17 protein-coding genes are annotated in these 26,314 nt (G+C 47.6%); 8 read left to right on the forward strand and 9 right to left on the reverse strand.

From position 1 onward, the window contains the following. Window positions 1–145 precede the first annotated feature (145 nt). The 6 genes from QUA16_RS25765 to QUA16_RS25790 form a co-directional block, all read right to left on the reverse strand. Complete coding sequence (locus tag QUA16_RS25765; protein ID WP_242722026.1) at window positions 146–595, reverse strand: hypothetical protein; 450 nt, start codon at window positions 593–595, stop codon at window positions 146–148. A gap of 80 nt (window positions 596–675) precedes the next feature. Beyond that, window positions 676–1,878: an anhydro-N-acetylmuramic acid kinase gene (locus QUA16_RS25770; RefSeq protein ID WP_333105989.1), complete on the reverse strand. Its 1,203-nt coding sequence runs from the start codon at window positions 1,876–1,878 to the stop codon at window positions 676–678. A gap of 91 nt (window positions 1,879–1,969) precedes the next feature. Further along, entirely contained in the window at window positions 1,970–2,701 is a 732-nt protein-coding gene (locus tag QUA16_RS25775; RefSeq protein ID WP_333105988.1) for a PP2C family serine/threonine-protein phosphatase, read from the reverse strand. Window positions 2,702–3,680: 979 nt separating this feature from the next. Continuing rightward, a complete protein-coding gene (locus tag QUA16_RS25780) occupies window positions 3,681–5,447 on the reverse strand; it encodes an ABC1 kinase family protein (protein WP_006635257.1) in 1,767 nt (588 codons plus the stop codon). Window positions 5,448–5,558: 111 nt separating this feature from the next. Next, window positions 5,559–5,891 (reverse strand): DUF6825 family protein, encoded by a 333-nt coding sequence (locus QUA16_RS25785; protein ID WP_333105987.1) that lies wholly within the window; start codon window positions 5,889–5,891, stop codon window positions 5,559–5,561. Window positions 5,892–6,411: 520 nt separating this feature from the next. Next, on the reverse strand, window positions 6,412–7,983 hold the full coding sequence (locus QUA16_RS25790; protein ID WP_333105986.1) for a protein kinase domain-containing protein: 1,572 nt from the start codon (window positions 7,981–7,983) through the stop codon (window positions 6,412–6,414). Between the two features lie 758 nt (window positions 7,984–8,741). Between QUA16_RS25790 and QUA16_RS25795 the strand changes: the two genes are divergently transcribed. From QUA16_RS25795 to QUA16_RS25805, 3 genes are all read left to right on the forward strand, one after another. Continuing rightward, entirely contained in the window at window positions 8,742–9,356 is a 615-nt protein-coding gene (locus tag QUA16_RS25795) for a hypothetical protein (RefSeq protein WP_333105984.1), read from the forward strand. Between the two features lie 622 nt (window positions 9,357–9,978). Then, on the forward strand, window positions 9,979–11,637 hold the full coding sequence (locus tag QUA16_RS25800) for an ABC transporter substrate-binding protein (protein WP_333105983.1): 1,659 nt from the start codon (window positions 9,979–9,981) through the stop codon (window positions 11,635–11,637). 236 nt (window positions 11,638–11,873) lie between these two features. Then, window positions 11,874–12,884 (forward strand): ABC transporter permease, encoded by a 1,011-nt coding sequence (locus tag QUA16_RS25805; RefSeq protein ID WP_333105982.1) that lies wholly within the window; start codon window positions 11,874–11,876, stop codon window positions 12,882–12,884. A gap of 11 nt (window positions 12,885–12,895) precedes the next feature. Here QUA16_RS25805 and QUA16_RS25810 read toward each other — a convergent pair whose 3' ends face one another. After that, window positions 12,896–13,306, reverse strand: coding sequence for a hypothetical protein (locus QUA16_RS25810; RefSeq protein WP_333105981.1), 411 nt, complete (start codon window positions 13,304–13,306; stop codon window positions 12,896–12,898). A 516-nt stretch (window positions 13,307–13,822) separates the two neighbouring features. On the opposite strand from QUA16_RS25810, the gene QUA16_RS25815 reads away from it, so the two are divergent. The 4 genes from QUA16_RS25815 (at window position 13,823) to QUA16_RS25830 (ending at window position 20,678) form a co-directional block, all read left to right on the forward strand. Beyond that, the gene (locus tag QUA16_RS25815) at window positions 13,823–15,691 is read left to right on the forward strand and encodes an efflux RND transporter periplasmic adaptor subunit (protein ID WP_333105980.1); all 1,869 of its coding nucleotides are present in this window, start codon (window positions 13,823–13,825) and stop codon (window positions 15,689–15,691) included. Between the two features lie 339 nt (window positions 15,692–16,030). Beyond that, a complete protein-coding gene (locus QUA16_RS25820; protein ID WP_333105978.1) occupies window positions 16,031–17,248 on the forward strand; it encodes an ABC transporter permease in 1,218 nt (405 codons plus the stop codon). Window positions 17,249–17,398: 150 nt separating this feature from the next. Continuing rightward, window positions 17,399–18,619: an ABC transporter permease gene (locus QUA16_RS25825; protein WP_333105992.1), complete on the forward strand. Its 1,221-nt coding sequence runs from the start codon at window positions 17,399–17,401 to the stop codon at window positions 18,617–18,619. Between the two features lie 328 nt (window positions 18,620–18,947). Continuing rightward, window positions 18,948–20,678: a chemotaxis protein CheB gene (locus QUA16_RS25830; RefSeq protein ID WP_333105975.1), complete on the forward strand. Its 1,731-nt coding sequence runs from the start codon at window positions 18,948–18,950 to the stop codon at window positions 20,676–20,678. Between the two features lie 130 nt (window positions 20,679–20,808). On the opposite strand, the gene QUA16_RS25835 is transcribed toward QUA16_RS25830, so the two are convergent. Further along, window positions 20,809–23,844 carry a glycerol-3-phosphate acyltransferase gene (locus QUA16_RS25835; RefSeq protein ID WP_333105973.1) on the reverse strand — a complete coding sequence of 1,012 codons (3,036 nt, stop codon included), beginning with the start codon at window positions 23,842–23,844 and terminating at the stop codon, window positions 20,809–20,811. Between the two features lie 211 nt (window positions 23,845–24,055). Here QUA16_RS25835 and psb35 point away from each other — a divergent pair, with 211 nt between their 5' ends. Beyond that, complete coding sequence (gene psb35, locus QUA16_RS25840) at window positions 24,056–24,268, forward strand: photosystem II assembly protein Psb35 (protein ID WP_333105991.1); 213 nt, start codon at window positions 24,056–24,058, stop codon at window positions 24,266–24,268. 510 nt (window positions 24,269–24,778) lie between these two features. Here the strand turns inward: psb35 and QUA16_RS25845 are convergent. Further along, window positions 24,779–26,314, reverse strand: a 1,536-nt coding sequence (locus QUA16_RS25845) for a SpoIIE family protein phosphatase (RefSeq protein ID WP_333181441.1), incomplete at its 5' end; no start/stop codon positions are given.

The following is a 26,314-nucleotide window of genomic DNA, read 5'->3' on the forward strand; positions in this document are numbered from 1 at the left end:
TTAGAAAACACCCAGTTTGAGTAGCGCTTTAGGGATTTTCCTTAAAGCTTTGTGGGATACCACCATGCTCTGGGACCAGTGTGATTAGTGTGCTATATTCGGATTCTCTCAGGTTGTCGGAGATTGTCTTGATTAAAAGTATCAGTTATTCCCCCTGACGTTCGAGAGTTGCTTCCATTGTACTCGTCAAGTAATGACCAGACATGATGCCGCTAGATTGGTAGTAGCGGTTGTCATCAACCCGGTGAAGGGTATCAAAACCCGTCCGCCGCTGGCGTTCGTCTCCCAATACCCAATAACGCTGGACGATCGACTGGGGAGCAATCCAACCTTCGCCCTCGACGCGGGCGAGTTCGCTGTGTTGGAGTACAAAAGTATACTGCCGTTCATCGCTGTTGAGGTGTCCTCGGTACTGCAAAATAATCTCTTCGCGATCGCCTCCAGGAAATACGAGCTTTGTCACCATACTGAACCAATCTGTTCGGTTCCAGCTCACTAAAGTTTTGCCCTTAACCGTAATTGGCACGCCATTGCGCTCAATCCAGCTTCCTTCGAGCGTCCATTGGCCAGATTCCATTAAAAACGTGTGAGCCACAGTGCTGTTCCTATGCTTTTCCTGCTGGCTACAATGCTGGTGCAACAACGCACAGCCGTTGTCCCTCAGACTCTATGCTATCACGCCCAACTATGCCAACAAGAGTTAATTTCTCCTAAAAGTACCGATGTCCGGGCACCAGTCACTTGAGGCAGATTGCCGGGAATGCCCCGAACCCGCCATGCGGCTAAAACCGCGAAAGCGATCGCCTCTTTAAAATCTACATTCAAGCCTGCCTCAGAAGTAGTCAACACTTGCACTGGATGCAATTGAGATTGCAATCGGCGTTTTAAGTAGAGATTGTGGCTGCCACCCCCACATAGTAAAACTCGATCGGGCATAGCCGGTAAGAAAGTTTGGTAACTGTGAACGATCGAGGCAACAGTCAGTTCTGTCAGAGTAGCCAGCACGTCAGCAGGACTGAGGTTGTAACCTTCGGCCTCGACCAAACACCTGTCAAAATAGTCTACACCAAATAGCTCTCGCCCCGTTGATTTTGGCGGTGCTTGGCGGAAGAACTCTGATGCGAGCCAATCCTCGACTAAAGCTTGACAGGGAGTGCCCGATGCCGCCCAAACTCCACCTGCGTCGATCGTCTTAGTGCCGCCTGAGAAGTGCTGTACTGCCAAATCTAACAGGGAATTAGCCGGGCCTGTATCCCAGCCCGATATGCCATCCCCAAGACTGAAAATCTCAGACTCGTCATTGTTTCCCTCTTTTCCTCTTGCCGGGAGATAGGTAACATTGCCAATTCCGCCCAGATTTTGGATGCAGAGGCTGATGTTGGGTTCCGCCAGCAGGCAGGCATCAACTATTGACACCAAGGGTGCTCCTTGACCCCCTGCTGCAATGTCTGCCGATCGAAAGTTACTCACAGTAGTAATTCCTGTCAATTCCGCAATTAGCGCGCCCCGCCCGAGTTGCAAGCTGTAGCCCATTAACGCACCGGCGCTGTCTTTCTGGGCTTTCCCAGCAGGTCGGTGGTAGACAGTTTGACCGTGAGAGCCGATTAATTCGGCTTTATCATATTCGGCTTGAATTGTCAATGCCGCCGTCGCAAATTCTTGGGCGATGGCATCATCTAATTCTGCTAGTTCAGCCATTGACAAAGCTGAGCCACTGCAAACTGAGAGAATTTGCGCTCGCAGATTAGCAGGATAACGGAAAGTGTTGCCGGCCACCAATTGCACTTTCAAGTCTGTTTGGGAACCGACCACATCCACCAAAGCAGCATCAATGCCATCCACCGACGTGCCGCTGATCAAACCGATAACGCGGGTCATTCAATTTTAGATTTTAGATTTTAGATTTTAGATTGTTCACTTTTTCGATTTTTCGATTTTAGATGGTCGGGTGCGATCGGGCGATCGAATATTATTTGAGGTCGATCGTTACGATCACCACAGTAATATTATCGCGTCCACCTTTATCCTTAGCGGCTTGAATTAAAGCAGTTGCAGCGCCCTCGCAGGCGCGAATCGACTTCAGAGGCGAAGCTATCAAAGGATCGGAAAGTTCTTCAGTCAAGCCATCGCTGCAGAGCAGCAAGCGATCCCCAGGCTGCACGTCCACCGGCAAAATATCTATCTCCCGCAAATCATCGCGGCCTAAACACTGGGACAAAACGTGACGCCAAGGATGAGTGCGAGCCTGATCAGGAGTTAGGGCCTTTCTTTTCACAGCCTGAGCCACCCAAGTCTGGTCTTCAGTAATCTGTTCCAAGCGAGCTCCGTGCAGTCGGTACAAGCGAGAGTCCCCGATATTAGCGCACCAGGGTCGGCCCTCATCCCTAAACATTAGAACCACAGCCGTAGTTCCCATATCAGCACGCTCCGGGTGGTCGAGCTGATCCGTCAAAATTGCTTGATTGGCAATTAAAAAAGCCTTTTCCAACAACAGCGGAGAATCCTCTGGGCCTTCCCAATGTTCGAGCAAATAAGATTGAATCGCCTGAGTCGCAATCCGGCTGGCTTCTTGACCTCCGGCGTGTCCTCCCATTCCATCGGCCACTATGAAAAATCGCCCGTCAGAGTCTATGTAGTACGAATCCTGATTTACGGAACGAACTAGCCCTGTGTCTGTCTTACCTGCGAAAGAGCGTTTCATAGATTGGGTGATTGGACTCATCGAACTTAAAAGCTTGATTTAATGGGGTGCGATTTTTTATTCCAAAACTTAAATCCCGAACGGACTTGAAATTCTGCAGCCCGCGATCGCGAGTTTTGGAAAAATTGCAGTTCCTTGACCTGCTACACAAAACTTGGCTAAACTTATTTAAGTCTCACCATTCAATCAGAATTACTTCTGAAGGGTCTGCTTCCTGTTTCATCCAAGGGAGTCGGCTCGCAACTTGTCCACAGGCGTTAATTCGGGCGGAGCAACGCCCTAATTTAATTAATCTTAGTTGAAGCTTTTAGCCATGAGTCATCCACTATTTTCAACCAATTTAACGAAACGCGGACTCCCGTTCGACCTTGTAACAGGCTGGTCAGTTTTGACATGCGCTGTGGTTTACAAACCAGATAATTAAGCCTTTTTTAGGCATTTGTGTAATCATACGACCCAGAATGTTAATCAGTCAAGTTAAGTATCAATACTCCGGACAGTTTTTAGAACGAGACTACAAGCTTACGCGGCGCAAGGATCATAAATAAAGTCCAATTAAATGCAACGAGCGGGGTGGAGCTGACATTGATTTAATTATCCACAGTGGCTCAAAGTCCTACAGAATAAGCCATTGGGCCATATGAAAACTGTCCGGACTATTGAAGTATGACCAACTTTTGTAAACTTTTTGGCAATTTAGTCCATCTCATATTGTAGATCGTATGATGGTAATCCCGTCTTAAAATTTCGGTAAATCCAGTAAATTAAGCAGCGCCTGCAAAAAAAACTGGATTTCTACCAAAAAGCACAGGTTTGGCTGTCGAGAAATTTAGGAAGCAACCGGGTTGTTAGCGTCAAAGCGCGTAAGCGATCTCAATTTTAGCAATCTGTTGTCAGCCAGCCAAAACTTAACATTCGAGGTCAACTTTTGGCTGGCGAGAAATCTCAAACCTGAAATTGCAAATCCCAAATTGCCCCATTATGACATCCTGTCTAAACGATCGATCCGCTTGAACAAACGCATAAGAGCAAACCCTGCACCCGCAGCCAGCACGGCAACAGCGACAGCCGGCCAGACTTGATTGCTGACAAACAAAATTGTCGCCGACAAAGTAAAAGCACTCATCAGCAAAGCATAATTCGTGCCCATTTGAGCGCTGCTCATCCGGCGGAGCAAGCGTTCTGTTTCGGCCGAACGGACGCGAATCCGCAAATCTCCCTGTTCGAGTTTATCAATAGTCTCCTCAATCCGGCGGGGCAAACCCAAAGCACTCGAACTCACCTGAGCCGCCTGACGGCCGATTTCGTTAAAAATGCTGCTACTGGTATCATGGCCATTTCCATTAGTCATAAGCTGCATGGCAAAAGGTTGTGCCACCTCCATAAAGTTGAACTCGGGATCTAAACCTCGGCCCACCCCTTCGATGGTGGAAAAAGCTCGCATTACAAAAGTAAAAGTAGCTGGGAAGCGAAAAGGTTGGTTGTAGGCAATATCGTAAAGGTCGTCGGTAATCGCGCTCACAGACTGATTTTCAAAAGGCTTGTCCATGAAGTTATCCAGCATATACTGGATGCTGCGGCGCACCGGACTCATATCACCCGTAGGCACCAAAGCTCCCAAATTGATCAGAGAATCCATAATCCGCTGTCCATCCTTGGAAGCAATGCCGTAGAGCGTCTCCATCAGTCCTTCGCGGACGTTCGACTGGATTTGCCCCATCATGCCAAAATCGTAGAAAATCAGACAACCGTCAGCACTAACAGCGATGTTGCCGGGGTGTGGGTCAGCGTGGAAAAAGCCGTCGTTGAGCAACTGCCGCAAATAAGCTTTTGCGCCCAACTGAGCGATTAATTTACGATCGATACCGGCCGCTTCCAAAGCTTCGTAGTGGCTGATTTTTATCCCTGGCAGGTATTCCAAAGTCAGCACTCGCGGAGCCGCGTACCGCCAATAAACCCTCGGCACCCGCACCCAGTCACAGTTGCTAAAATTGCGGCGAAAAGTATCAGCATTGCGGCCTTCATGGAGATAGTCAATTTCCAGCCACAGAATGCGACAGCATTCCTCATAAATCCCCATCCAATCTCGACCGCGGCCCCACTTAGGATGGTTTTGAAAGTAGCGGGCAATTCCCTTAAGAATTTGCAAATCGATCTCGAACAGCTTCCGCAGTCCCGGTCGCTGTACCTTGACCACCACTTCCGGACCCGAATGCAGTTGAGCTTTGTGTACCTGACCCAGACTGGCAGCGGCCAGGGGCACCGGGTCAAAGCTGCGGTAGAGTTCTTGAACAGTCTTGCCCAAATCTTGCTCAACAATTACCTCTAACTGCTCGTAGCTGAAAGCAGGCACTTTATCTTGCAGCTTAGAAAGTTCCTCGACAAACTCTGCTGGGAACAAATCGGCGCGGGTAGAAAATAACTGCCCAACTTTAATGAAAGTTGGCCCCAAATCCAAGAGTGTTTCTCGAACCCAGATAGCTTGAAAGCGCCGTCTGGCAACTTTCTTTTCTTCAGTCACGCCTCCCCAGTAGCTCCAATTTTTGCTGTCGAGCCACAGGGAAGCCAGCCAGAGCAAGACAAAGGCCCAAATGTCGAAGAAGCGCCGCTTCCGGGAGTATTTTTCGCGATTCCAGCGATAAGCTTTACTTTTGTAGGATTTACTAGCAGTTTTTGGCTCATCGGCTTCGCCAGTGTGCTTGGGGGATCGCTGGCGATTAACAGAGTCATCAAGGAGAGCAGACACTTGGGTTCCCAACTTGCTTATTTTATGTTGTTGCTTTGATTGGAAGTAGGAGCGCAGGAGCGCAAAGCAATGCGCTCACGTAGTAAATAATAGTTGTGGTCGAATTGCTCGCTAGGGCAAACTGCTGCGGTAACGCTGCAATTGGGATCGCACCAGAGCCACTTCAGCGCGCAGCTCGTCAATAGTCGCTTGCAAATCTGCAGGATGGATGTCTTGAATGGTTGTGGTGCTTGCAGTGCCAGTTCTGGTCTGCATCGCCTCATCCGAAGCTCTATTTGCCCGTTCCACAACTCGATCGGTGAACTGCCGCAGGCGTTCTCTTTGTTCTGCGTCAAATTTGCCGAGTTCAGAGAAAGCGTTGGTTGCTGCGCTTTCTAATTGCTCGTACAGTGCTTCGGCAAGTGCTCTGCCTACAAAAAAAGCATGAACTGGGGGTTTACTCATAAAAAATCTCTGTGCGCTTCCGCAACAAATTATAACTTGCTTCTCCCCGATGATGCTTGCTCCCAAAGGAAGGAATTTTGGGGGAATTCACACTCCCACCCCGAGTGTCGGAGATGGGATTCTTGAGATTTAGAACAGTCTGACGCGCCACGGCTTAGCCCAAAAGCCTCGCTGACACTGCCTCAAGTTCGAGGTTGGGGTTGCTTTGTACCAAAATGTTTGCAGCTTGGCAGTATTAATACGCGACATCACACCACCTCAGCGCCGCGCACATATTCTAACATAATTTCAATCAAAATAGGAAACCGTCCTGAATTTTTTGGCGACCATTTGGATAGCAGAGGGAATAGGAAATATTCGATCAACTCTGACGGCGACTGTTGGGATTTTCAGATTCGACGGATGTTTTTGGAAGATAGTCCTTGGCTAGGTAGGGCCTTATTATCTCAACTACTGAGCGGATATTTGCTGACTCCTAAAACCAAGTATTTGTCGGCACTTTTAACCAACAAAAACCATACTAATTTGTCGCAGGTTCGGGAAAAGGCATCGTGGGTTCTGCCACAGGGGGTGGTGAATTAGGTGCGATCGAACTCTCTGAATTTTTGCCACTGGGACTTGGTATTGCAGGCTCAGGCGATCGCTCGATCGGCGACGCTATTACTGGCGACGGGGATGCCGACGGCGGTAGGGTTTCAGCGCTAGCACTCCCAGGGGCAGGCGGGGCGGGTGCGGCGGGTGGTTCAGCAGGCAGGGGCGCAACTTCCGGTACTGGTGCAACTTGTGGTTGGGGATCTGGCTCGATTTGGGCTTGAGGCTCTCGAATGGGGGGCTCAGAAGGCTCCCCAGCAGGTTCGGGCCTCGGCGATGGCTCAGGTTTCGCTGCGGGTTCTGGGGCGGGAGTTTCCGGGCTTGGAGACTCAGAAGGTGTGGCGCTAGTTTCTGACGGATCGTCGCTCTGTTTGGGAATGTTGCTGCTGTCTTTGGGGGGTTTGGGACGCTTGTTGAGTTCGATGGGGTACAGAGGGCTGCTTTCAACAGATGGCTGCCCGAACATCGGCCCTGACAAATCGCGGGATTTGAGCAAATCTTCGAGAGATGGGAAGGATTCACTTTTGGGCCGATTACTGAGACTGGTGGTGTTGTACTGCGATGCTAGGTCAAAACCCATCCAGCCTGCAATTGCAGCCGTTACCACAAACGCCACAAAAGTCAACTGCGGCGGGGGAGGTGCGGGTAATCTTAGAGTTTGCTTACCTTTTCTTTTTACTGATACTCGCTCTGTTTCTTGCAGCATGGTGAGCCAATTTTCCACTGTCTGAGGGCGGTTGTGGGGGTCGATTTCGAGTCCCTGAAGGATGGCTCGCTCGATTCCTGGGCTGAGGTTGGGCTGAAATTGCCGTAACTCAGTCAGGGGAATACGATCGCGCAGGGGTGCTGCTACGGGCGCCACGCCGGAGAGTAAGTAGTAGAGGGTGGCTGCGATCGCGTAGATGTCAGTGGCCGGTGTACATTTACCGTCATAGAGGTATTGTTCGATCGGCGCGTACCCGGGGGAGAGCAAGTTAGTGTGGGTTTGTTTGGTGCTGGCGGTAAAGCCGCGGGCAATTCCGAAATCTATTAACATTACTACGTGAGAATCGGCTCGCCGGATAATATTTTCTGGCTTGATATCTCCGTGCAGCAATCCGCTGTGGTGAACTGTACTTACGGCTGAGGCTATTTGCCGAATATAGTGCAGGGCCTGGGCTTCTGGCAGCGGCCGATCGGTTTCGACTATTTGGGCGAGAGTTTGGCCGGGAATGTAGTCCATTGCAATAAAAGACTGTCCGGCTTCTTCAAAAAAGTCGATTACTTTGACTATGTTGGAATGCTGACACCGCGACAGGCGTTGGGCTTCGGCAATAAACTGCTGCTGAAATTGGGCAGATTCTGGGTGTTGGCGCAGACTTTCGTTGAGGGTTTTGAGTACGACGGTTTGGTTTAAATGGGTGTGGATAGCTCGGTAAGTGATGCCGAACCCTCCTATGCCTAAAGTCGCGTTAATTTTGTATTTGCCCTGTTGCAGGACTGTTGCTGGCGCTAAGTTCATCTTCAGTTGATGCCGTTTCCCAAACTATGCTACCGCCTTTGGGTTATTTCGCAGAGTTAGGGGTGAGGTTCGATCGGCGCCCTAGTTTGAGCTTTAGCTCTGCTATATCTTTAATCTTGGCATCCCCACGTCATTTTATCTGTAGTTGGTATTGTGAAACTTCACGCTCCGGCTTTCCAATAATAAAAATCCCGCTCTTGTGGAACGGGAAAGCCATCAGGGTGCATCTATAATATCTGACTTTAACTTATGGGGGGTACAACCCCTCAGTGCTTTAGCAAGTCTTTAAAATTAGCCGAGTTTTGTAAAGATTTAGGTTTTATGTTGACTTATGAGCAATCTTATGATATATAAGATGGCCGGATGGCGATCTTGAGCTTGGGGAATTAACACTCTCAGGTCTGATGTTGCTGCCAGAGTCAAACATTACAGACCAGATTACCTTTTTGGCTCTGATGAAGTTCAGGCGAGCGGCATAAAATAACAAAGAGGCATCGTATCGGGCTTAATCTTGAGACTGCAAATGGCTCAAACCTTGTAAATAAAAAGGCTGTGAGCATTCTCCCGACATTGGTAGCCCATAGCCATAAATGCTTCAATCGCTGTTCGCGTTACACAGCAAGGCCTGGAGGCAAGCTCAAGTTCCCCCCTTCGGAGAACTTGAGCTTAAGTTGTCACAAATGGGGTCTTCCTAGTAACGAGAAGCGATCGATTAGCAATTAGCAGCAATTAGTAATTACTTATTCTTTGGTTGGAAAATGTCTGTTAAACAATCACATTACGAGACTTTACTAGCAGAGTACAGCGAATCTTCCGCCGCGATCGCCCTGCTGAAAAAATATCGGGTTTACATGGAAATGATTCCCAGTATCCGCCGCGCCATTGAGAGTTTAATCACAATTCCTTTGCCAATTGCGCGCTTGCGGGACGGGGTTTCTTATGCGGGAAGCAGCGGCACTAGCATATCGCCCGGACAGGCAGTTTGTTTGCCGTGCGATTTGGCGATTTTGATGTGCGATCCTGAATGGAAAGTTAAAATTGGAGTGGAAATTTTGATTTTCATTCATCGTCCGGGCGAAGAGTTTTCTGAGTTGCTCGGCCGCTGGCGGCAGTCTCAGGTTTGGCTCGATAAAGGTTACGAATGGGTGATGCCGCACCGCTACAGACATATTTACAGCGATGAAGCTGAGGCTGTTCATCCGCTATTTGTTTTGTTTGAGGAAACGCCGGAACTGATTCAACGGGGTTTGATGGCGGCTGGTTTGCCGTTTGTGGTGGAAAGTTTCGAGTCTGGGAGTGAGGAAGTAGAGGAGGAAGAGTTTCTGGGTAGCGGGGAACTGGGAAGTATTGGTGAAGAGAGTTTGGATTTGTAGGGTGGGTGCGATCGCCTATAGCCATCGTATTGCTTGAAGTAAAGTAGATTTTTTTCAAACCGCAGAGGGCGCAGAGGGCGCAGAGAAAGAGAAAAGAGAGAAATATTGATGGTTTTGAATCCCGAATCGGGTTGTTATATGCAGATATTCAAAAATATTTTGGGTGGGGAAAGGAATGTTTATGCTCCCCCCAGATTCATGGAGTAAATCTAAAATCTAAAATCTAAAATCTAAAATCGAATGACCCCTCTAGCTGGGCCGGAAATGTTAGCTTTCATCCTGGCTGCGTCGCCTCATGTAAGCTGTTCGGCATTTAAAGGACTTGCGTAAGGTGCGTCAGCATCTAAGGTTTTCCGTTTCAGCGTAAGGGTTCGCTTCTGACGCACCCTACTAGCCTCGTTACTGGTTTAAATGCTCCACAGCTTAAAGGTATGGCTTGATATTTTTCCCTCCAGCATGATATCATCAGGATGCTCTATTTTGTTTGTTAATTTAGATGGGTTGTTAATAGAGAGTTTACTAAATGAACCGCAGAGAACGCAGAGACCACAGAGGGGAGAGAAAGAGCAAATTAGAATTTATTGATATGAGTATAATTTTCTATTAAACTGGAGCTATTGAAATGAGATTGTTAAAACCCTGGCGTTTATTTTTATTAGGTCTAGTTTTTGGGATGGCTGTAATTTTATCAAATTGCGGCCCTCCTTCAAACACGGTTAGCAATAATTCTCCAATTCCGACGACTCCTGCTGCGGTTCCGGCTGGGGCTTTAGTTTACGGTGCTGGTGGGCCGCCGGTCAATCTGGAACCGGGAAATATTACTGATGGCAATTCGGTGATTGTTATCGACCAAATTTACAATCGCTTGACTGATTTCAAACCGGGAACTGTGGAACTTGAGCCGAGTCTCGCTACTGCATGGTCAAGTTCTAAAGATGGTAAAACTTGGACTTTTAAGTTGCGTTCGGGGGTAAAGTTTCACGACGGTACGGATTTTGATGCGGAAGCTGTTAAGTTTAATGTGGAGCGCTGGTGGGATGCGAAAAATCCTAACGGTTTTCGAGAAGCGGGCAAGAATTATCCGATTTGGAAAGATTTTTTTGGCGGGTTTAAGGGAGAAAAAGATTCTTTAGTAAAAGATGTGGCGGTTGTTGATAAGTCTACAATTAAATTTGTTTTGAATCGACCTTTTGCTGCTTTTCCGTCGGCGATTGGGTCTGGTTATTTCGGGATGGCGAGTCCGGCGGCGGTGAAAAAAGCGGGTGCTAAATACGGCACTCCGGGGTCTCTGGCGGTGGGGACGGGGCCTTTTGTGTTTCAGGAATGGCGATCGGGCGATCGCATTGTTTTGGAGAAAAATCCGAATTATTGGAAAACTGGCACGCCAAAAGTCAATCAATTGGTAATTCGTTTTGTTGATGATCCGGCGGCGAGACTGGCTCAGTTGCGTTCGGGACAACTTGATTTTACTGTGGATTTAACACCGGATCAATTGAAAGAAGTTCAGGGAGATTCTAATTTAGAAGCTGTTGTGCGACCTTCTTTTAATGTCGGTTATTTAGGGTTAAATCCGAGTTACGAACCTTTGTCAAAACCCGAAGTCCGGCGGGCGATCGCCCAAACAATTAACAAGCCAGCAATAGTCCAAGCTTTCTGGGGAGAACTCGGAAAACATGATTCGCAATTTATCCCGCCTGCGCTGAATTGGGCGGCGTCCGATCAAGTTAAAGATTATGAATTTAACCCGCAGCAAGCTAAAGCAATGCTGGCGAAAGCCGGTTATCCGAACGGTTTTGATTTGGATTTGTGGTATATGCCGGTCAGCCGTCCCTATTTTCCCACGCCGAAGCCGATCGCTGAGGCTTTGGCGGCGGATTTGAGCGCGATCGGGATTCGGGTAAAATTGCTGACAAAGGATTGGTCTGCTTATTTAGCCGATCGGCTCAAACCTCCCGGCTTTCAAGCTTTTATGATGGGTTGGACAGGAGATTATGGCGATCCAGACAATTTTTATTATCCTCACTTCGGGCCGGGTTCGACGGCGGATTTGGGAAATTGGAAAAATCCGAAAGTTCTGGAACTTTTGGATCGGGGGAGGGCGAGTGGCGATAAAGCAGCTAGGGCGAAAATCTATGCGGAGGTTAGCGAGATTTTGCATGGGGAAGCTGTGCGTTTGCCGATCGTACATTCGCAGCCGCTTTTAGGGAAACGCAAGAATATTCAAGGTTGGATTCCGAGTCCTTTGGGGTCTGAGTCTTTTGAGGATGTTAGTAAGTCTTGAAAGCGGCGGGTTTTACCTGCATATATTGGTGTAGGGGCGGGTTTTACCAACTATATAGCCCTAATACCGACAATCTCAAAAACCCGCCCTCTTCACTTCGTGGTTCCCTAAAAAAGGGCGGGTTTATCTATATTTTTAGTCATGCCAAATATTGCTCATAAAAAAACCCCTACCAATCATATAATAATATGTGAAAAAGCCGCAAAATCCGAGCCGCTAGAATCTATATTAAAAACATGATTAATTATATTGTAAAACGTTGGCTGGGACTATTGCCCGTCCTTTTCGGAATAACTCTGCTAGTATTTATATTTTTGCATTTGATACCAGGAGACCCAGCTACAGTGCTTTTGGGAGAACGGGGAACTCCCGAACAGGTAGAAATTTTGAGATCCAAATTAGGTCTGAATCAGCCTTTGCCTGTGCAATATTTGGCATTCTTATGGAGTTTGCTGCGCTTGGATTTGGGAAATAGCATTATTAGCGGTATCCCCATAATTGATGAAATTAGAAGTCGCTGGCCTGCTACTTTTGAACTGTCTGTGGTGGCGATGTTGGTGGCACTTGTTATCGGAATTCCGGCGGGGATTTTGGCTGCTGTTCGGAAAAATAGCTGGCTGGACAATCTCGCAATGAGTGGTTCGTTAATTGGCGTATCTTTGCCGGTGTATTGGTTGGGATTGATGTTGATTTATTTGTTTGCTGTTTATCTGAAATGGCTACCTCCTAGCGGGCGCATTAGTGTAGATTTGGGGTTTGGTTTTAAGTCGATTACGGGTATTTATGTTTTGGATGCGTTGCTGAGATGGGATGTGGCGGCTTTGCGGGATGCGATCGCCCATTTAATCTTGCCAGCTTTGACTTTAGGAACTATTCCTCTGGCTATTATAGCTCGCATCACTCGTTCGGCGATGCTGGAAGTGCTTTCTCAAGATTACATCCGCACTGCAAGGGCTAAGGGATTGCCGGAATATTGGGTGATTTTGAAACACGCTTTGAAAAATGCGTTTTTGCCGATCGTCACAACTATCGGTTTGCAGTTCGGCACTCTTTTAGGGGGCGCTATTCTGACTGAAACGATTTTCTCGTGGCCGGGAATTGGTTCTTGGATTTATAGCGGTATTCTGACGCGGGATTACCCCATTGTCCAAGGAGGAGTTATTTTTGTGGCTGTAACTTTTGTACTGATTAATCTGGCGGTTGATATTTCCTATGCTTTTTTCGATCCGAGAATTCAGTACCGTTAATTAAAAGGAAATCAGACAAGAAATGCTTGTTTAACATCCGGCCGCAGCAGGTAGTAAATGCTAGCCACTGCAAAAGCCAGAGTTAAAAAATTGACTGCTGTACCGCCGCTGCCAAACATTTTGACAATTTGCGCGAGGGTGGCGATGATATGGACAATTAACGTTCCCGTCCAAGCCCAATTTTTGAGTTGAAACAAACCCCAAGTTAAGAGTAAGGAGAGGAGACCTAAAATAAAACTGAGTCCAGCAAAAATTGCAATGAAGCCGCCGATTACAGTGCCAACTTTTGCCCCACCGACAGCCGCACCGATACCGCCAAAAATGCCAGCAAAAAGTAATATGAACAAGCCGTCAAGCAGACTGAAAATGCCGCTAATTAGCTGCAAGATTGCCAAAACTGTAACACTTTGAGGGCGATTCATTGTTTTGATTTTCCATTTTTAACGGATTTGAAAAATATTTTAACCTGTTGTGGGCACAGGGCGGATATGTATTCAGAATTTACGCACCGCTACCCGTGAAACCGGGTTTATGAGAATAAGTGTGTCCATACTGTCTCGTTGCGAGATTCGCACTGGCAGATCCCGCAGCTATGGGCTCGCGAGTCCGCAATGACCGAGTTTAGTCGATCGCCCCCTGCCATATCCGCCTTTGTTGCTGCTGAGGAGCACGCCCCGATCTCCCAAAAATGATATTATTTATTAAAATATATTTTTATTTGCCAGCAGCCGGGAGCGATTTTGTTTAGATCCACCTCTTTTAGCTGAAAAAACTTAACATTTTTTAATAACTTGCAAAGATTAGCTATAATTGTTTACAGGTGCGGGTTGGGGAACTTTTTTGAAATCACCCGATCGGATGAGTCTGAAAGACGATGCCAAGCATCAGCAAAAATTTTACCTTAAAGGTAATCCTGAGATTAAATTAGGTGAGTCGGTATGATCGTTAGCCCTAAAAAGGAAACTGCTCAGGTCAAGGTGGAAGATACTCAGACTGTAGACACCAAGGCCGCAGAGACCAAAATTGCAGATAACAAAACGCCCCAAAAGCAGTCTCCGAAGAAACCCGCGCGCAAACCGCAGCGGTGGGCGATTGGCTTGGTTGCAGCCGGGTTGCTAGCTGTACCGACCACCATATATATAGCAAAAAGTCGATCGCAGCCGAAAGTAGATGCGATCGCCACTATGACAGTGCCGGTAGAAGCGCAAAACCTCACGGTGCGGATCACGTCGAGTGGCACGGTGCAGCCCGTACAGCGCGTGAATCTCAGCCCCAAAGGCTCCGGGCGCATAGCAGAATTATTTGTCGAACAGGGCGATCGAGTTGAAGCAGGACAAATCGTGGCCCGCATGGAAAGCCGCGATGTAGAAGCTCAACTAGCTCAAGCCAAGGCCCGCGAAGCCAGCGTGCGAGCTAAACTCGCCAAAATCGAAGCCGGGAATCGATCGGAAGACATCGCCAGCGCCCGAGCGCGCTTAGAGCAAGCCGAGGCCAGTCTCGCGCAAGTCCAAGCCGGCAGCCGCGTTGAAGAAGTTGCAGGAGCCAGAGCCCGCTTGCAGCAGACTCAAGCAGGCTTGCAGCGACTGCGAGCCGGCAGCCGCGTTGAAGAAGTCAGCCAAGGGCGAGCTCGTTTAGCCCAAGCTCAAGCTCGTTTAGCAGACGCTCAAACCGGCAGTGTCAAACAAGAAATTGCCCAAGCACAAACGCAAATTGACTCGAGTAAAGCCCAAGCCGAACTAACTGCTCAACGGGTGGAACGCAATCGGCCGCTAGTGGAAGAAGGTGCTCTGGCTAAAGATAAACTCGATGAATTAATTAAAGAAAATCGCACTGCCCAAGCTAAATTAATAGAATCCCAAAGACGCCTGCAACAACTGCAAGAAAGTCGGGAGTCGCAAATTCAGCAACTGCAAGCTGCTGTGCAAGTCGAGCAGCAAGCATTGAAGCAATTGCAAAACGGCACGCGATCGGAAGAAATTGCCAAAGGCGAAGCAGAAGTTGCCGAAGCTAAAAGCAAATTAGCGCAACTAGAAAACGGCAACCGTCCCGAAGAAATCGCCAAAGCAGAAGCAGCAGTTGCTGAAGCAAAAAGTCAATTTGCCGCACAAGAAAACGGTTCTCGACCGGAAGAAATAGCTCAAGCTAAAGCTGAATTAGCCGAAGCTCAAGCTCAAGTCCGCTTTCAAGAAGTGCAGTTAGAAGATACGAAAGTTCGCGCTCCTTTTGCTGGAATTATTACCCAAAGATACGCCATCCAAGGAGCTTTTGTAACTCCCGCAACTTCTGCCTCGGAAGCTACTTCGGCAACTTCGACATCGATTGTCGCTCTAGCTAGAGATGTGGAAGTTTTGGCGAAAGTCCCGGAGGCTGATATCAGTCAAATTAAACCGGGTCAAGTCGTTGAAATAGTGGCTGATGCTTATCCCGATAAAGTGTTTAAAGGTCGCGTTAAATTAATTGCACCGGAAGCGGTTAAGGAACGGGATGTGACCCTATTTCAAGTGCGAGTTGCCATTGATACGGGCAAAGAGTCGCTGCAATCGGGAATGAATGTAGATTTGAGATTTGTCGGTCAAAAGTTGAGCAATGCTTTAGTTGTGCCGACGGTGGCAATTGTGACTAATAAAGGTCAAACGGGTGTGCTGGTTCCTGACGAGAAACAACAGCCCAAGTTTAAGCCTGTTACGGTTGGATCGACTATTGGCAACAAGATTCAGATTTTAGAGGGTGCAAAAGCCGGCGATCGCGTTTTTACCGAACTTCCTCAAGGTAAAAAGCTGGAGGATATTATCAAGAATCAAAAGTAGGGCATAGGGCATAGGGCATAGGGCATGGGGCATGGGGCATGGGGCATGGGGCATGGGGCATGGGGCATTATTTATCTCGCTCGCTCTAGGGTGTTTTCTTTCCCCGGAGATCCCCCCTAACCCCCCTTAAGAAGGGGGGGACAAGAGCAGTCAAAGTCCCTCTTAAGAAGGGGGGACAACAGTATTCAAAGTCAACCCCTACTCCCCTTATTAAGGGGGATTTAGGGGGTTCTAAACTAGACTACAAGCGAGATTTATCAGTGGTTTAAATATTAAGTTGACACCAATAATCCCAATTCCCTAATCGAAAATCGAAAATCTAAAATCTAAAATCGAATTATGGATATTGTTGAAAGCGTCAAAATGGCTGTCACAACTTTGATGGCAAACAAGCTTCGCAGCAGCTTGACGATGTTAGGAATTATCATCGGCAATGCTTCGGTAATTTCTATGATCGGTATTGGGGAAGGAGCTCAAACATTTATCGAGGGACAAGTTAACTCTCTGGGTTCAAACTTGCTATTTATTATTCCCGGAAGTCCTGAAGCGCAAACCCGCCCAGTGATTCCGCCCCAGAATTTAGTAGTGGAAGATGCAGAGGCGATCGCATCTCAAGTTCCTTCTGTCCAAGAAGTCGCACCAACTCTCAATGACAGTCAACTCGTTACCTACCGCAACAAAAATGTCTCATCTTCTATTGTTGGAACTACGCCAGAGTTTCTGACAGTCAGAAGCTTTGATGTTGCCCAAGGTCGATTTTTAAACAAATTAGATTTAGAAAGACAAGAAAATGTGGTGGCTTTAGGATCGGAAGCCGCAGAACAATTGTTTGGCAATACACAGCCAATTGGTCAATACATTCGCATCAAAAACTCGACTTTTCAAGTGATTGGTGTCATGCAGGCGAAAGGCTCAAGTTTTGGAGACAATCAAGATATGAATGTTTATTTGCCGCTGACAACAATGGCAAATAGAATCGTGGGTCGCTCATCTCCCTACGGTACAAAAGTAACATTTATATCGGTGGCTATCAAAGATGAAACTATGATGCAAGCAGCCCAATTTCAAATAGAAAATCTGCTCAGGTTACGTCATAAAATTACTAAAGAAGATGATTTTACTGTTCGCAACCAGAAAGATTTGATGAATACTTTGGGCAGTATTACTGGTGCTTTGACGTTGATGTTGGCTTTCGTGGCGGCAATTTCGCTGTTTGTGGGCGGCATCGGGATTATGAATATCATGCTGGTTTCTGTTACCGAACGCACGAAGGAGATTGGATTGAGAAAGGCGATCGGAGCTTCTCAGCAAGATATTCTAATTCAGTTTATGATCGAGTCTGTGATTTTGTCAGCGGCAGGCGGGGCGATCGGCACTGGATTCGGTATCGGCGGCGTGCTTGTAGTAGCTGCTTTTACTCCCCTGCAAGCTAGTGTTTCCCCAATGGCGATCGCACTTGCAGTCGGTGTTTCCGGCAGTATCGGCTTATTTTTCGGCATTGTGCCTGCAAAACAAGCGGCTAAACTCGACCCGATTGTGGCATTAAGAAGTGCTTAAGAAGTCATTAGTCATTAGTCATTAGTCAGTAGTCATTAGTTATTTGTTGGTTTCCATTACCAATTACTAATTTCCGATGCCCGATGCCCGATGCCCGATTCCCAATTCCCGATGCCCGATGCCCAATTCCCCATTCCCAATTCCCAAATTATGAATTTTATTGAAAGCGTCAAAATGGCCGGTCAAACGCTACTAGCCAACAAAATTCGCAGCAGTTTAACAATGATTGGCATGATTGTCGGCAATGCCTCAGTAATTGCCATGATTGGAATTGGAGAAGGAGCTCAAAAATTTGTAGCAGGACAAGTTCAATCCCTGGGTACAAACGTATTAATCGTGAGGCCTGGAGTTCCCAACGCTAGGCGAAGTACCATCTCAAGTGCGCCTCAAACTCTCGTACTGCCAGATGCAAAGGCGATCGCAACTCAAGTCCCGTCGGTTCAAGGCGTCTCAGCAGAACTTAACAGTTCCGAAATTGTTCGCTACAGCAACAAAAATGTCTCATCTCTAATTTTCGGCACGATTCCAGAATTTCTCACAGTCAGAAGCTTTGAAATGGCAAAAGGGCGGTTTTTGACCGAACTAGATGTTAAGCAAAGTAACCAAGTTGTGGTTCTCGGTTCAGAATTGGCCGAGAAACTTTTTGGCAATACAAATCCCTTGGGCGAACAAGTGCGGATCAAAAATGTCAGCGTCAAAGTAATTGGAGTATTGGCGCCTAAAGGCACATCTTTTGGTACGAATTACGATAACTCGGCGGCTGTGCCGATCGCCACAATGGCCAATCGCATAGTCGGGCGCAAATCTCCCTACGGTTTGGCTGTCACCTCGATATTTATTTCAATTAAAGATGAATCGCAAATGGACGCGGCGCAATTTCAGGTGGAAAACCTGCTGAGATTGCGGCATAAAATTACTACCGAAGATGATTTTACAGTCAGAAATCAGAAAGATTTAATGGCAAGAATGGGGGCAATTTCCGGCGCTTTGACTCTGATGTTAACTGCTGTTGCCAGCATTTCCCTATTAGTCGGCGGCATTGGCATTATGAACATTATGCTTGTGTCCGTTAGCGAACGCACTCAGGAAATCGGGCTCAGAAAGGCGATCGGCGCATCCCAACAAGATATTTTATTTCAATTTATTGTCGAAGCTGTAATTTTATCCGCTGCCGGAGGGATAGTCGGTACTTGCGTCGGTGTCGGCGGTATCTTGCTTGTAGGTAATTTGACGCCCTTGCAAGCTGGAATATCACCCGTGGCGATCGCCCTTGCTGTCAGTGTATCCGGTGCAGTAGGCCTCTTCTTCGGCGTTGTCCCCGCCCGCCAAGCCGCCAAACTCGACCCGATCGCAGCTTTGAGGAGTGCTTAATAAATATCTACTTAGTCCGTTACACAATCCGCGCCTTTGATGCTGGTAAAAATTATCTTGCTCTAAATATTAAAATAAACTGTTTTTTTGTAAAAATTTAACAAACTTGTAGTATTTGAGGCAGTTTTAATAACTGTATTTTTACGCACATTCAGATCGCAAAACTTCATAAAAAGCCCGTTAAATATTAAAGATTCAATAAAGCTGTGTTGTGGTGTTTACTTCCCCGCCAGAAAGTTTAATACTATTAAATCAGGGGTAAACACACCTAAGCATCTACAGACGGTACGAACCTTTGCGCTTTAATCAAAATATCCAATAAATAAACATGGCATCCCTGACCCCTAGTTCTAACTTTGACTATCTCGAAGGAACTACCCAAGCAGACACATTTAACGCCTTGGATGGCAACGACATAATTTATGCCAACAGCGGAGACGACTCTCTCCAAGGCGATGGAGGCAAAGACAAAATCTGCGGCGACCTAGGCAACGATACGATTGTTGGCGGTGCAGACGACGACATCCTCTGGGGAGGCAAAGGCAGCGACCTAATTGCCGGGGATTCCGGCAACGATATTATCTACGCGGGCGCCGGTAGCGATACCGTGAGCGGCGGCACAGGCGATGATATATTTGCCATTGCTAAAGGCAGCGGTGGCCCAACTGTAGCCACAGCCGACTACATCGCCGACTTCGGCAACGGCAATGACAAAATTCGATTGCTAAACGGCCTCAGCTTTGAAGATTTAAACATCCAGCAAGGCACCGGCACCAACAGCAACAGCACCGTAATTCAAGATAAACTCACGGGCGAGTATTTAGTAGTATTGCAAGGAGTCAACAGCAACACAATCAACCGCGACCAATTCACAAATCAGCTATCGGGAAACCCTGTCATTGAGTGGAACGGAGTCACGCTGAATGCAGTGCGGACAGCCAGCACCGCGCCTCCCCTCGCCTCCCGCAACATGGCAATGGTTCACGCAGCCATTTACGATGCTGTTAACTCCGTCAGCAAAAAATACAGCCCTTACCAGGTCAACATAGATGCACCAGCAGGCACATCAGCAGAAGCTGCCACTGCCGCAGCCGCCCACCGCGTCTTAGTAAACCTCTACCCAGCGCAAGCAGCCACATTCAACGAAGTATACGCATCGTCTCTAGCTAAAATTACCGATGGCAAAGCAAAACAAGACGGCATCGCCCTCGGACAGCAAGTTGCCGACCAAATTATCAGTTCGCGGAGTACAGACGGCATCACGAAAGTAGTGCCGTACACCCCCAAAACCGACCTCGGTAGTTGGGTGCCGACTCCCCCCGCCCTTGCCGCCGCGCTGGCGCCACAGTGGGGACAAGTTACTCCCTTTGCCATAACTAGCGGTTCTCAGTTCCGCCCCGCTGGCCCGCCCGCCCTTGACAGCGCCAAGTACGCAGAGGAAGTTAACTACGTCAAAGAAATCGGCAAAAGTGACAGCCTCACGCGCACCCCAGACCAAACAGTCATCGCCAAATTCTGGGCCAACGGCGCTGGGACGTTTACGCCTCCGGGCCACTGGAACCAAATCGCCGAAGAAACAGCGACTCTCACGGGCCAATCCTTAGAAGATAGCGCCCGCTTGTTCGCCCTGCTGAATATTGCTCTCGCCGATGCAGCTATTAGCTGCTGGGATGCCAAGTATGAGTACAACTCCTGGCGGCCGGTGACAGCTATCCGCCAAGCTGACACAGACAACAATCCCGACACGACAGCCGACGCCCAGTGGACGCCGCTGCTAACTACTCCGCCGTTCCCTGAGTACACGTCGGGCCACAGTACCTTTAGCGGTGCCGCAGATCCTGTTATGAGTTCTGTCTTTGGTTCGGATTACGGCTTTGCCGATCGGGGAGACAGAAGTGTCAACACTTTGCGAACCTATAAAAACTTCAGTGAAGCGGCCGACGAATCGGGCATGAGTCGCCTTTACGGAGGCATTCATTTCATGAGTGCTAACGTAAATGGCTTGAGTGCGGGTAGAAATGTGGGGAACTATGTTGTCCAGAATTTCTTAACAGCCTAGGAAAGTTGGGACGGGTTTAAGAGATTGCTGAGATGTTGCACCATTTTCAATAATCTTTTTAGGAACAGGCAAGATGCCTGTTCCACAAAGAGTTGATTTCTTGTGGAACAGGCATCTTGCCTGTTCCTAATTATTCGAGCAATTCTACAGTGCCGAGATACCCGTCTACTCGGACTTTTTGACCGTCTCGCAAGCGAGTTGTAGCTTCAGCAATATTCATAACTGCGGGAATTTTGTACTCGCGAGCGATTATTGCTCCGTGAGATAATTGGCCGCCAACTTCGGCGATAATTGCTGTTGCTCCTAATAGCAGCGGCGCCCAACCTGCATCGGTGTAAGGAACTACTGCGATCGCATTTTCTCCTAAATCCGTGCTCGCGGTGCGGCAAATCTTCACAAAGCCTTCGACACGGCCAATACTTGCTGGAATTCCCTGCATGATATTAGTTTCTGATGTTGGGGAGTCGATCGCCCTTGTCTGAGAATTGGGCAGCAAATTGCCGTAGACCACGGGGGGAATCGGGCGATCGCGATCGGCTACCAGGCGATCGCGCCTTTGGCTAATTGTATCCTTAAACCAAACACTCGCACCGCTACGAATCCACTGCTGAATTTCCCCAAATTCCAGATAAAAAATATCCCCCCTTTCCTGAAACACCTGCATTGCCAAGCCGCAAGCTTCAATCTCCAAAAAAGTCCAGCGCAGGTGAGCCAACAACCGCGCGTAAATTTCGCTAATTTCGTTTTTGACAAGCGCTCTTTCTTGACATTTATCTAATCGCCACTTCTGCGAAAAACTCAATCCTATTTCACGTTTTTCAACTAAATTAGTTTCGGCTTTTTGAGCCATAGTTATTAGCAACTTTTGATAAACTTCCGGTTGTTCTCGCCAAGTAGGAACAGCAATATCCGTTCCCACCTCGCTCAAATATCCGTAAGTATCAAGCCACTTTTCAAAGTCTGCTTGTAAAGCCGGAGTTTCCGCAAATGTCTGTGCTAAATGTGCGAATGAAACAGTTTCGTCATGCTGCGAAACAGCAGCTTGTCGCAATTTCTGAGCCAACTGCTGTAAAGCTCGCACCGAAGCAATTTCAGGAGCGCTGTCATTAGCCAGCCAGTCATCATCAACGCGAAAAATTGCCTTGCGAATAGCCAGCCCGATCGGCCCTAATATATTGTAATAAGTAATCGGTTTCAGCCACTCCTGAATTTGCTCCGCTCTCTCTAACAATTCCGTTAAATATTGGTAATCGGGCATTGGGAATTGGGAATTGGGCATTGGGCATTGGGCATTGGGCATTGGGCATTGGGCATTGGGCATTAATATTCCTTTTGACTCATCCTCCATAATTAATCCGTGTATCCGTGTCAAAACCCCTGTCGTGCCTGCCTTCTCCAAGCTTTGCAGTGCCGGGAGGAAAATAGAAGTACGATCGACCTTAAATTCTGCATTGAGCGCCCTCTCTCGCTGCACCAGACGCCACAAACCAGGCAAATTCGGCAAAATCGTCCCCAAAGGCGGCTTGCCCATCTTTTGCCCTCTGAGCAAAAATTCCAAACCCTGTTCCGGCAATCCCATCATCCGAAAAATTTCGCCCAACAAAGTGGCATTAAAATAGGCGTGAGAACCCAGCAAAGTTGCCGTTTCGTTAAAATTTAAATTGCTGGCGCGATCGCCCAAAACCACCTGAAAAATCTCTCCCCAAACCCCGCAAGTCAGCGGGCGATTAATCGACCAAGTTAGGGGGCGAATTGCACCGGGAATCACTTCGGCTGCAATAGTGCGCGTCCAAAAAGGCTGCAAATTAGTAATTGGGCGGGTTTGCAAAATCCAAACTTTTTCCCCGTCCCAACTCCACTCAATATCCTGCGGGATTCCGTGAAAAAATGCTTCTATCGCTTGGGCTTGTTTCACCAATTCTGCTAAAATCGATTGAGCAATAATTGAATTACTTTGAAGTTCAGTTAATTGTTTTTCTAAGGATTCAGGTTGACTAAAATCAATTTCTAAATGAACCGGAGTAGATTGTCCGCCGACAACAGATTCAGCCCCTCCCGGTAAAGCTTCAATAATAATCTGGGAACCGCCATCTAAAGGATTGCGGCTGAACATGACTCCCGCAAATTCGCTGTCAATATAAGGCTGAATTAATACAGCCATTTGGGTATCGGGGAGTTGTCGTTGGCGGCGGTAAGCAACAGCTTCGTCAGTCCAATAAGACTGGCGGCAGCGATTAATTGCATCCAGCAATTCTGCTTCAGTGAAAACAGGGCCAATAGTTTGATATTGTCCGGCGGCAGAACTCGTATCGCCATCTTCTCCTGCTGCAGAAGAACGGACAATCATTCGATTTTGGATTTTGGATTTTAGATTTTGAATGAAAGCATTGGGAATTGACAAGTCATCACTATTTCCTCGATGCCCGATGCCCGATGCCCGATGCCCGATGCCCGATTCTTGTGATAATATCCAACCAGCAGGTACATTAAACCCGGCTCGTTTTATTTGAGACAATTTAGCCGCTTTATCGCCACAGATTGCAGCATCTAACGAGTCGTCAAGAGAAAACAATTGCTCTGATTTAGATAAAGCCATATCATCACCCTGACGAAGACTAATTGTGAAGAGTAAAAAGGCTAATCCTGCTGCTGCTAAAAATTCGGGCATTGATTGTCGCCACACCCAAACCCAGATTGGGGTACACAGACACCCGCAACGGGAAGCAAAGAGTCTCGCCCGATCGCCCTCACCCCACCACCGCTGTGCCAAACCCCACACCAGCAGCCCCCAAATGCCCGATGATACCGCCACCGGTGGCGAAAATACCAAAAGACCCCAGACAGCGTTGGTTACGCCTCCACCTCGGGCGATCGCATATCTGCCCGCAACTAGAGGAATTAACAGGGCGATCGCGAGCGCAGGTGCATCCGGGAAGCAAAATCGCCCCGCCAAAACCGGCAAAATACCCCTGGCAATTTCCGCCAACACCGCAGCAATTCCCGCTAATTTCCCGCCGTGAATGAAAGCAGCCGACACGCCCACATTCCCCGTGCCCAGGGCCCTCAAATCTCGGCGGCTAAACCCTCGCACCGCCCATCCCGTTAGCGGTAAAGCACCCAGGCTGAAACTCGCAGCCAACAGCAATGCTATTGTCGGCAACGGCATAAAATCTGCTCTCCTATTTTCAACCTCTAAACATTATGACGGCAATTATGTCAATTTTTCTGTCTTCCGATATATCAACCACACGGCATTAGCACTTAAGATAATGTAAAAGTAGAGTAGATAAGGATTTAGCCTAATGATAGATATCAGCTTGACCACTTCCCTGGCAGTTCTTGTTGCACCCATCAAGCCAGTAATGATTGAGCTGCTGATGCAGCAGCCAGTGCCGGAATCAAGTGTCAGCTTGAGCACTCCAATATTAGTTCTTGTTGCTGGCTTTATTGCCGCAGTTACGATCGGCTCGATCGCCTGGTACAACTCCAAGCGCCCACCCGGTTGGGAAGCCAAAGAACGCCCTGATTTTGTACCGAAAGTTGATAAAGACGATTTGATTGCTGAAGTTTCTGAGTCAAAGAAAAAATAGAATAAAGCTGTTTTAGCTCGGAAAAAGCTTTGAGAGGAATAGGAATTACCCTTGCAGATCGCTCCGGTAGGGTGCGCCTTGGCGCGCCTTACGCTATTTAGAAAGGCTTTGACTGAATAGTTTTAATGGACCGAAAGCACTAAGGTCAATAAAGGGAGCGCTCATCCCGCGATCGATCGCTTTCTTTACATTGATGCAAGATATCATTAGATAGATTTAATCATAGAAATTTAGAAGTTGACTACAGCTTGGAAGTTCTCTTGAGATTCAGCCTCTTTTGGGGGGCTGGGTTTGAGATATATCACCACTTTTTCGTAAATTTGACCGAAAGCATCCAAGATACAAGCCTCCGGATTAATGTGTGGAGAGATAAGAACCTGTATGCGATAAATAAGCCCCCGAATTTATCCGTGGGGTCAATGCTTCAATTCTTTAATCTAAAATCTAAAATCTAAAATCAATTGACTGTTAAGGCGATCGCCCCGCCGACAATTTTCCCGTTTCATGTCATCAGTTTATTGTTTTGAGGTATTGGCGATCGATCTCAACCAATGTGGCTGCTTGAGGCCTTGACTCTGTTTCTACGCCTAATTCCGTCCGCTTCACAACCAACAGCGTAATATCATCAAACACTTTTTGAGTGCTAATATGTCGCCGCACATCGTCAATCACCGCTTGCTTGATTTCCCCAGCCGATAAATGCCAGTTTTTGCTAAGGACTTCACACATGGCCTCCACGCCATATTGTTTTTTCTTAATGTCTTTTGCTTCGGGAATACCATCGGTATATAGCACGATACCATCTCCTAGCTGTAGCTCCATTGAAATATGACTGATGAACTCAGCAATGTCATCGTCAAGGGCAATGGGAAAACCTAAATCCATCGTATCGATACGTTCTACCTGTCCACCGTTTCGCACAATAATTGTTTCTTCATGCTGACCGCTAATGCTGACGAGTCCTTGGGAGTAATTTAAAATCCCTAGGGTGAGGCTTTTGTGAGATTTCATGCGCTGCACGTTTTTGTAAAGAGTGCGGTTGAGCGCATTTAGGAACCGAACCGGGTCTACTTCACGTATCTCCTTGAGGGTACGAACGGCGGTTTGCGCCATCAGCATCAAGATGGCACTTTCAAGTCCATGCCCCGTGACATCGCCGATGCCCAGAGTGACAACGCCATCAGTGTTTAAGACATCATAGTAGTCGCCGCCGACTTCATCGGCGGCCTCCATGTATGCGGCAATATCGAGTCCTTCAATTTTCAGTTCCTCAGCAGTTGGCAGAATCATTTGCTGCATCTGACGCACGATATCCAATTCCGCACCCATGCGGAGATTGTCTTCCTTGAGTCTCTCGTTGAGGGCAATGATTTCTTCGTTAGCGGTTCCTAGTTCTGCGGTGCGTTCTTTAACTTTATCTTCTAGGGTTTCAAAGGCTTCTTGCAGTTGTCGTGCCATGCTGTTAAAAGACTTAGCGAGTTCCCCAATTTCATCATCCCGCTGGTTCTCTGTGGTACTAAAATCACCATTAGTAAGTTTTTGCGTTGCATACATTAATTGGCTTATAGGAGCAGCAACTTTGTCACGCAGAACATAAAACAATATGATCACTTCAATAAGCAGCGAAATAAATCCTATTATCAGCACAAAGCGAGCAGCTTCTCTGGCTGATTTCGTCACAATTGCTTTTGGTAAAACCGTCACTAAATACCAATCTGGCTCATCTAACTTTGCTACAGCTAGGAATTCATTGTCTTGAAAATTGTCAATAATAACTTGGTTGAGCGGTCGTTTTTTGACCTGTTCAAATATTCGTTGTAGATGGCGATCGTCAGACTTCAAGATATTGAACAACCCCCCTTCTTTGTGAATCTGCTCCATTTTCTCCGGGTGAGCTACTAGCCGCCCATCGGCTCGAAAAATCATGTTGTATGTGCCTTTCAGTCCTTCATTAATAGTCCGTTTCTGTAAATCATCTATTAAAATATCATGCCCGATTGTAGCAATATGCTTGCCATCTACATCTAATGGTGTCACACAGGATGC

Source organism: Microcoleus sp. S13_C3 (assembly GCF_036700905.1).
Classification (GTDB): domain Bacteria; phylum Cyanobacteriota; class Cyanobacteriia; order Cyanobacteriales; family Microcoleaceae; genus Microcoleus.

What these genes read in the sequence shown, in the direction of transcription:
- QUA16_RS25770 (WP_333105989.1), bottom strand. Translation starts at nt 1,878, where the DNA reads ATGACCCGCGTTATCGGTTTGATCAGCGGCACGTCGGTGGATGGCATT.
- QUA16_RS25775 (WP_333105988.1), bottom strand. Translation starts at nt 2,701, where the DNA reads ATGAAACGCTCTTTCGCAGGTAAGACAGACACAGGGCTAGTTCGTTCC.
- QUA16_RS25785 (WP_333105987.1), bottom strand. Translation starts at nt 5,891, where the DNA reads ATGAGTAAACCCCCAGTTCATGCTTTTTTTGTAGGCAGAGCACTTGCC.
- QUA16_RS25790 (WP_333105986.1), bottom strand. Translation starts at nt 7,983, where the DNA reads ATGAACTTAGCGCCAGCAACAGTCCTGCAACAGGGCAAATACAAAATT.
- QUA16_RS25795 (WP_333105984.1), top strand. Translation starts at nt 8,742, where the DNA reads ATGTCTGTTAAACAATCACATTACGAGACTTTACTAGCAGAGTACAGC.
- QUA16_RS25800 (WP_333105983.1), top strand. Translation starts at nt 9,979, where the DNA reads ATGAGATTGTTAAAACCCTGGCGTTTATTTTTATTAGGTCTAGTTTTT.
- QUA16_RS25805 (WP_333105982.1), top strand. Translation starts at nt 11,874, where the DNA reads ATGATTAATTATATTGTAAAACGTTGGCTGGGACTATTGCCCGTCCTT.
- QUA16_RS25810 (WP_333105981.1), bottom strand. Translation starts at nt 13,306, where the DNA reads ATGAATCGCCCTCAAAGTGTTACAGTTTTGGCAATCTTGCAGCTAATT.
- QUA16_RS25815 (WP_333105980.1), top strand. Translation starts at nt 13,823, where the DNA reads ATGATCGTTAGCCCTAAAAAGGAAACTGCTCAGGTCAAGGTGGAAGAT.
- QUA16_RS25820 (WP_333105978.1), top strand. Translation starts at nt 16,031, where the DNA reads ATGGATATTGTTGAAAGCGTCAAAATGGCTGTCACAACTTTGATGGCA.
- QUA16_RS25825 (WP_333105992.1), top strand. Translation starts at nt 17,399, where the DNA reads ATGAATTTTATTGAAAGCGTCAAAATGGCCGGTCAAACGCTACTAGCC.
- QUA16_RS25830 (WP_333105975.1), top strand. Translation starts at nt 18,948, where the DNA reads ATGGCATCCCTGACCCCTAGTTCTAACTTTGACTATCTCGAAGGAACT.
- QUA16_RS25835 (WP_333105973.1), bottom strand. Translation starts at nt 23,844, where the DNA reads ATGCCGTTGCCGACAATAGCATTGCTGTTGGCTGCGAGTTTCAGCCTG.
- psb35 (WP_333105991.1), top strand. Translation starts at nt 24,056, where the DNA reads ATGCAGCAGCCAGTGCCGGAATCAAGTGTCAGCTTGAGCACTCCAATA.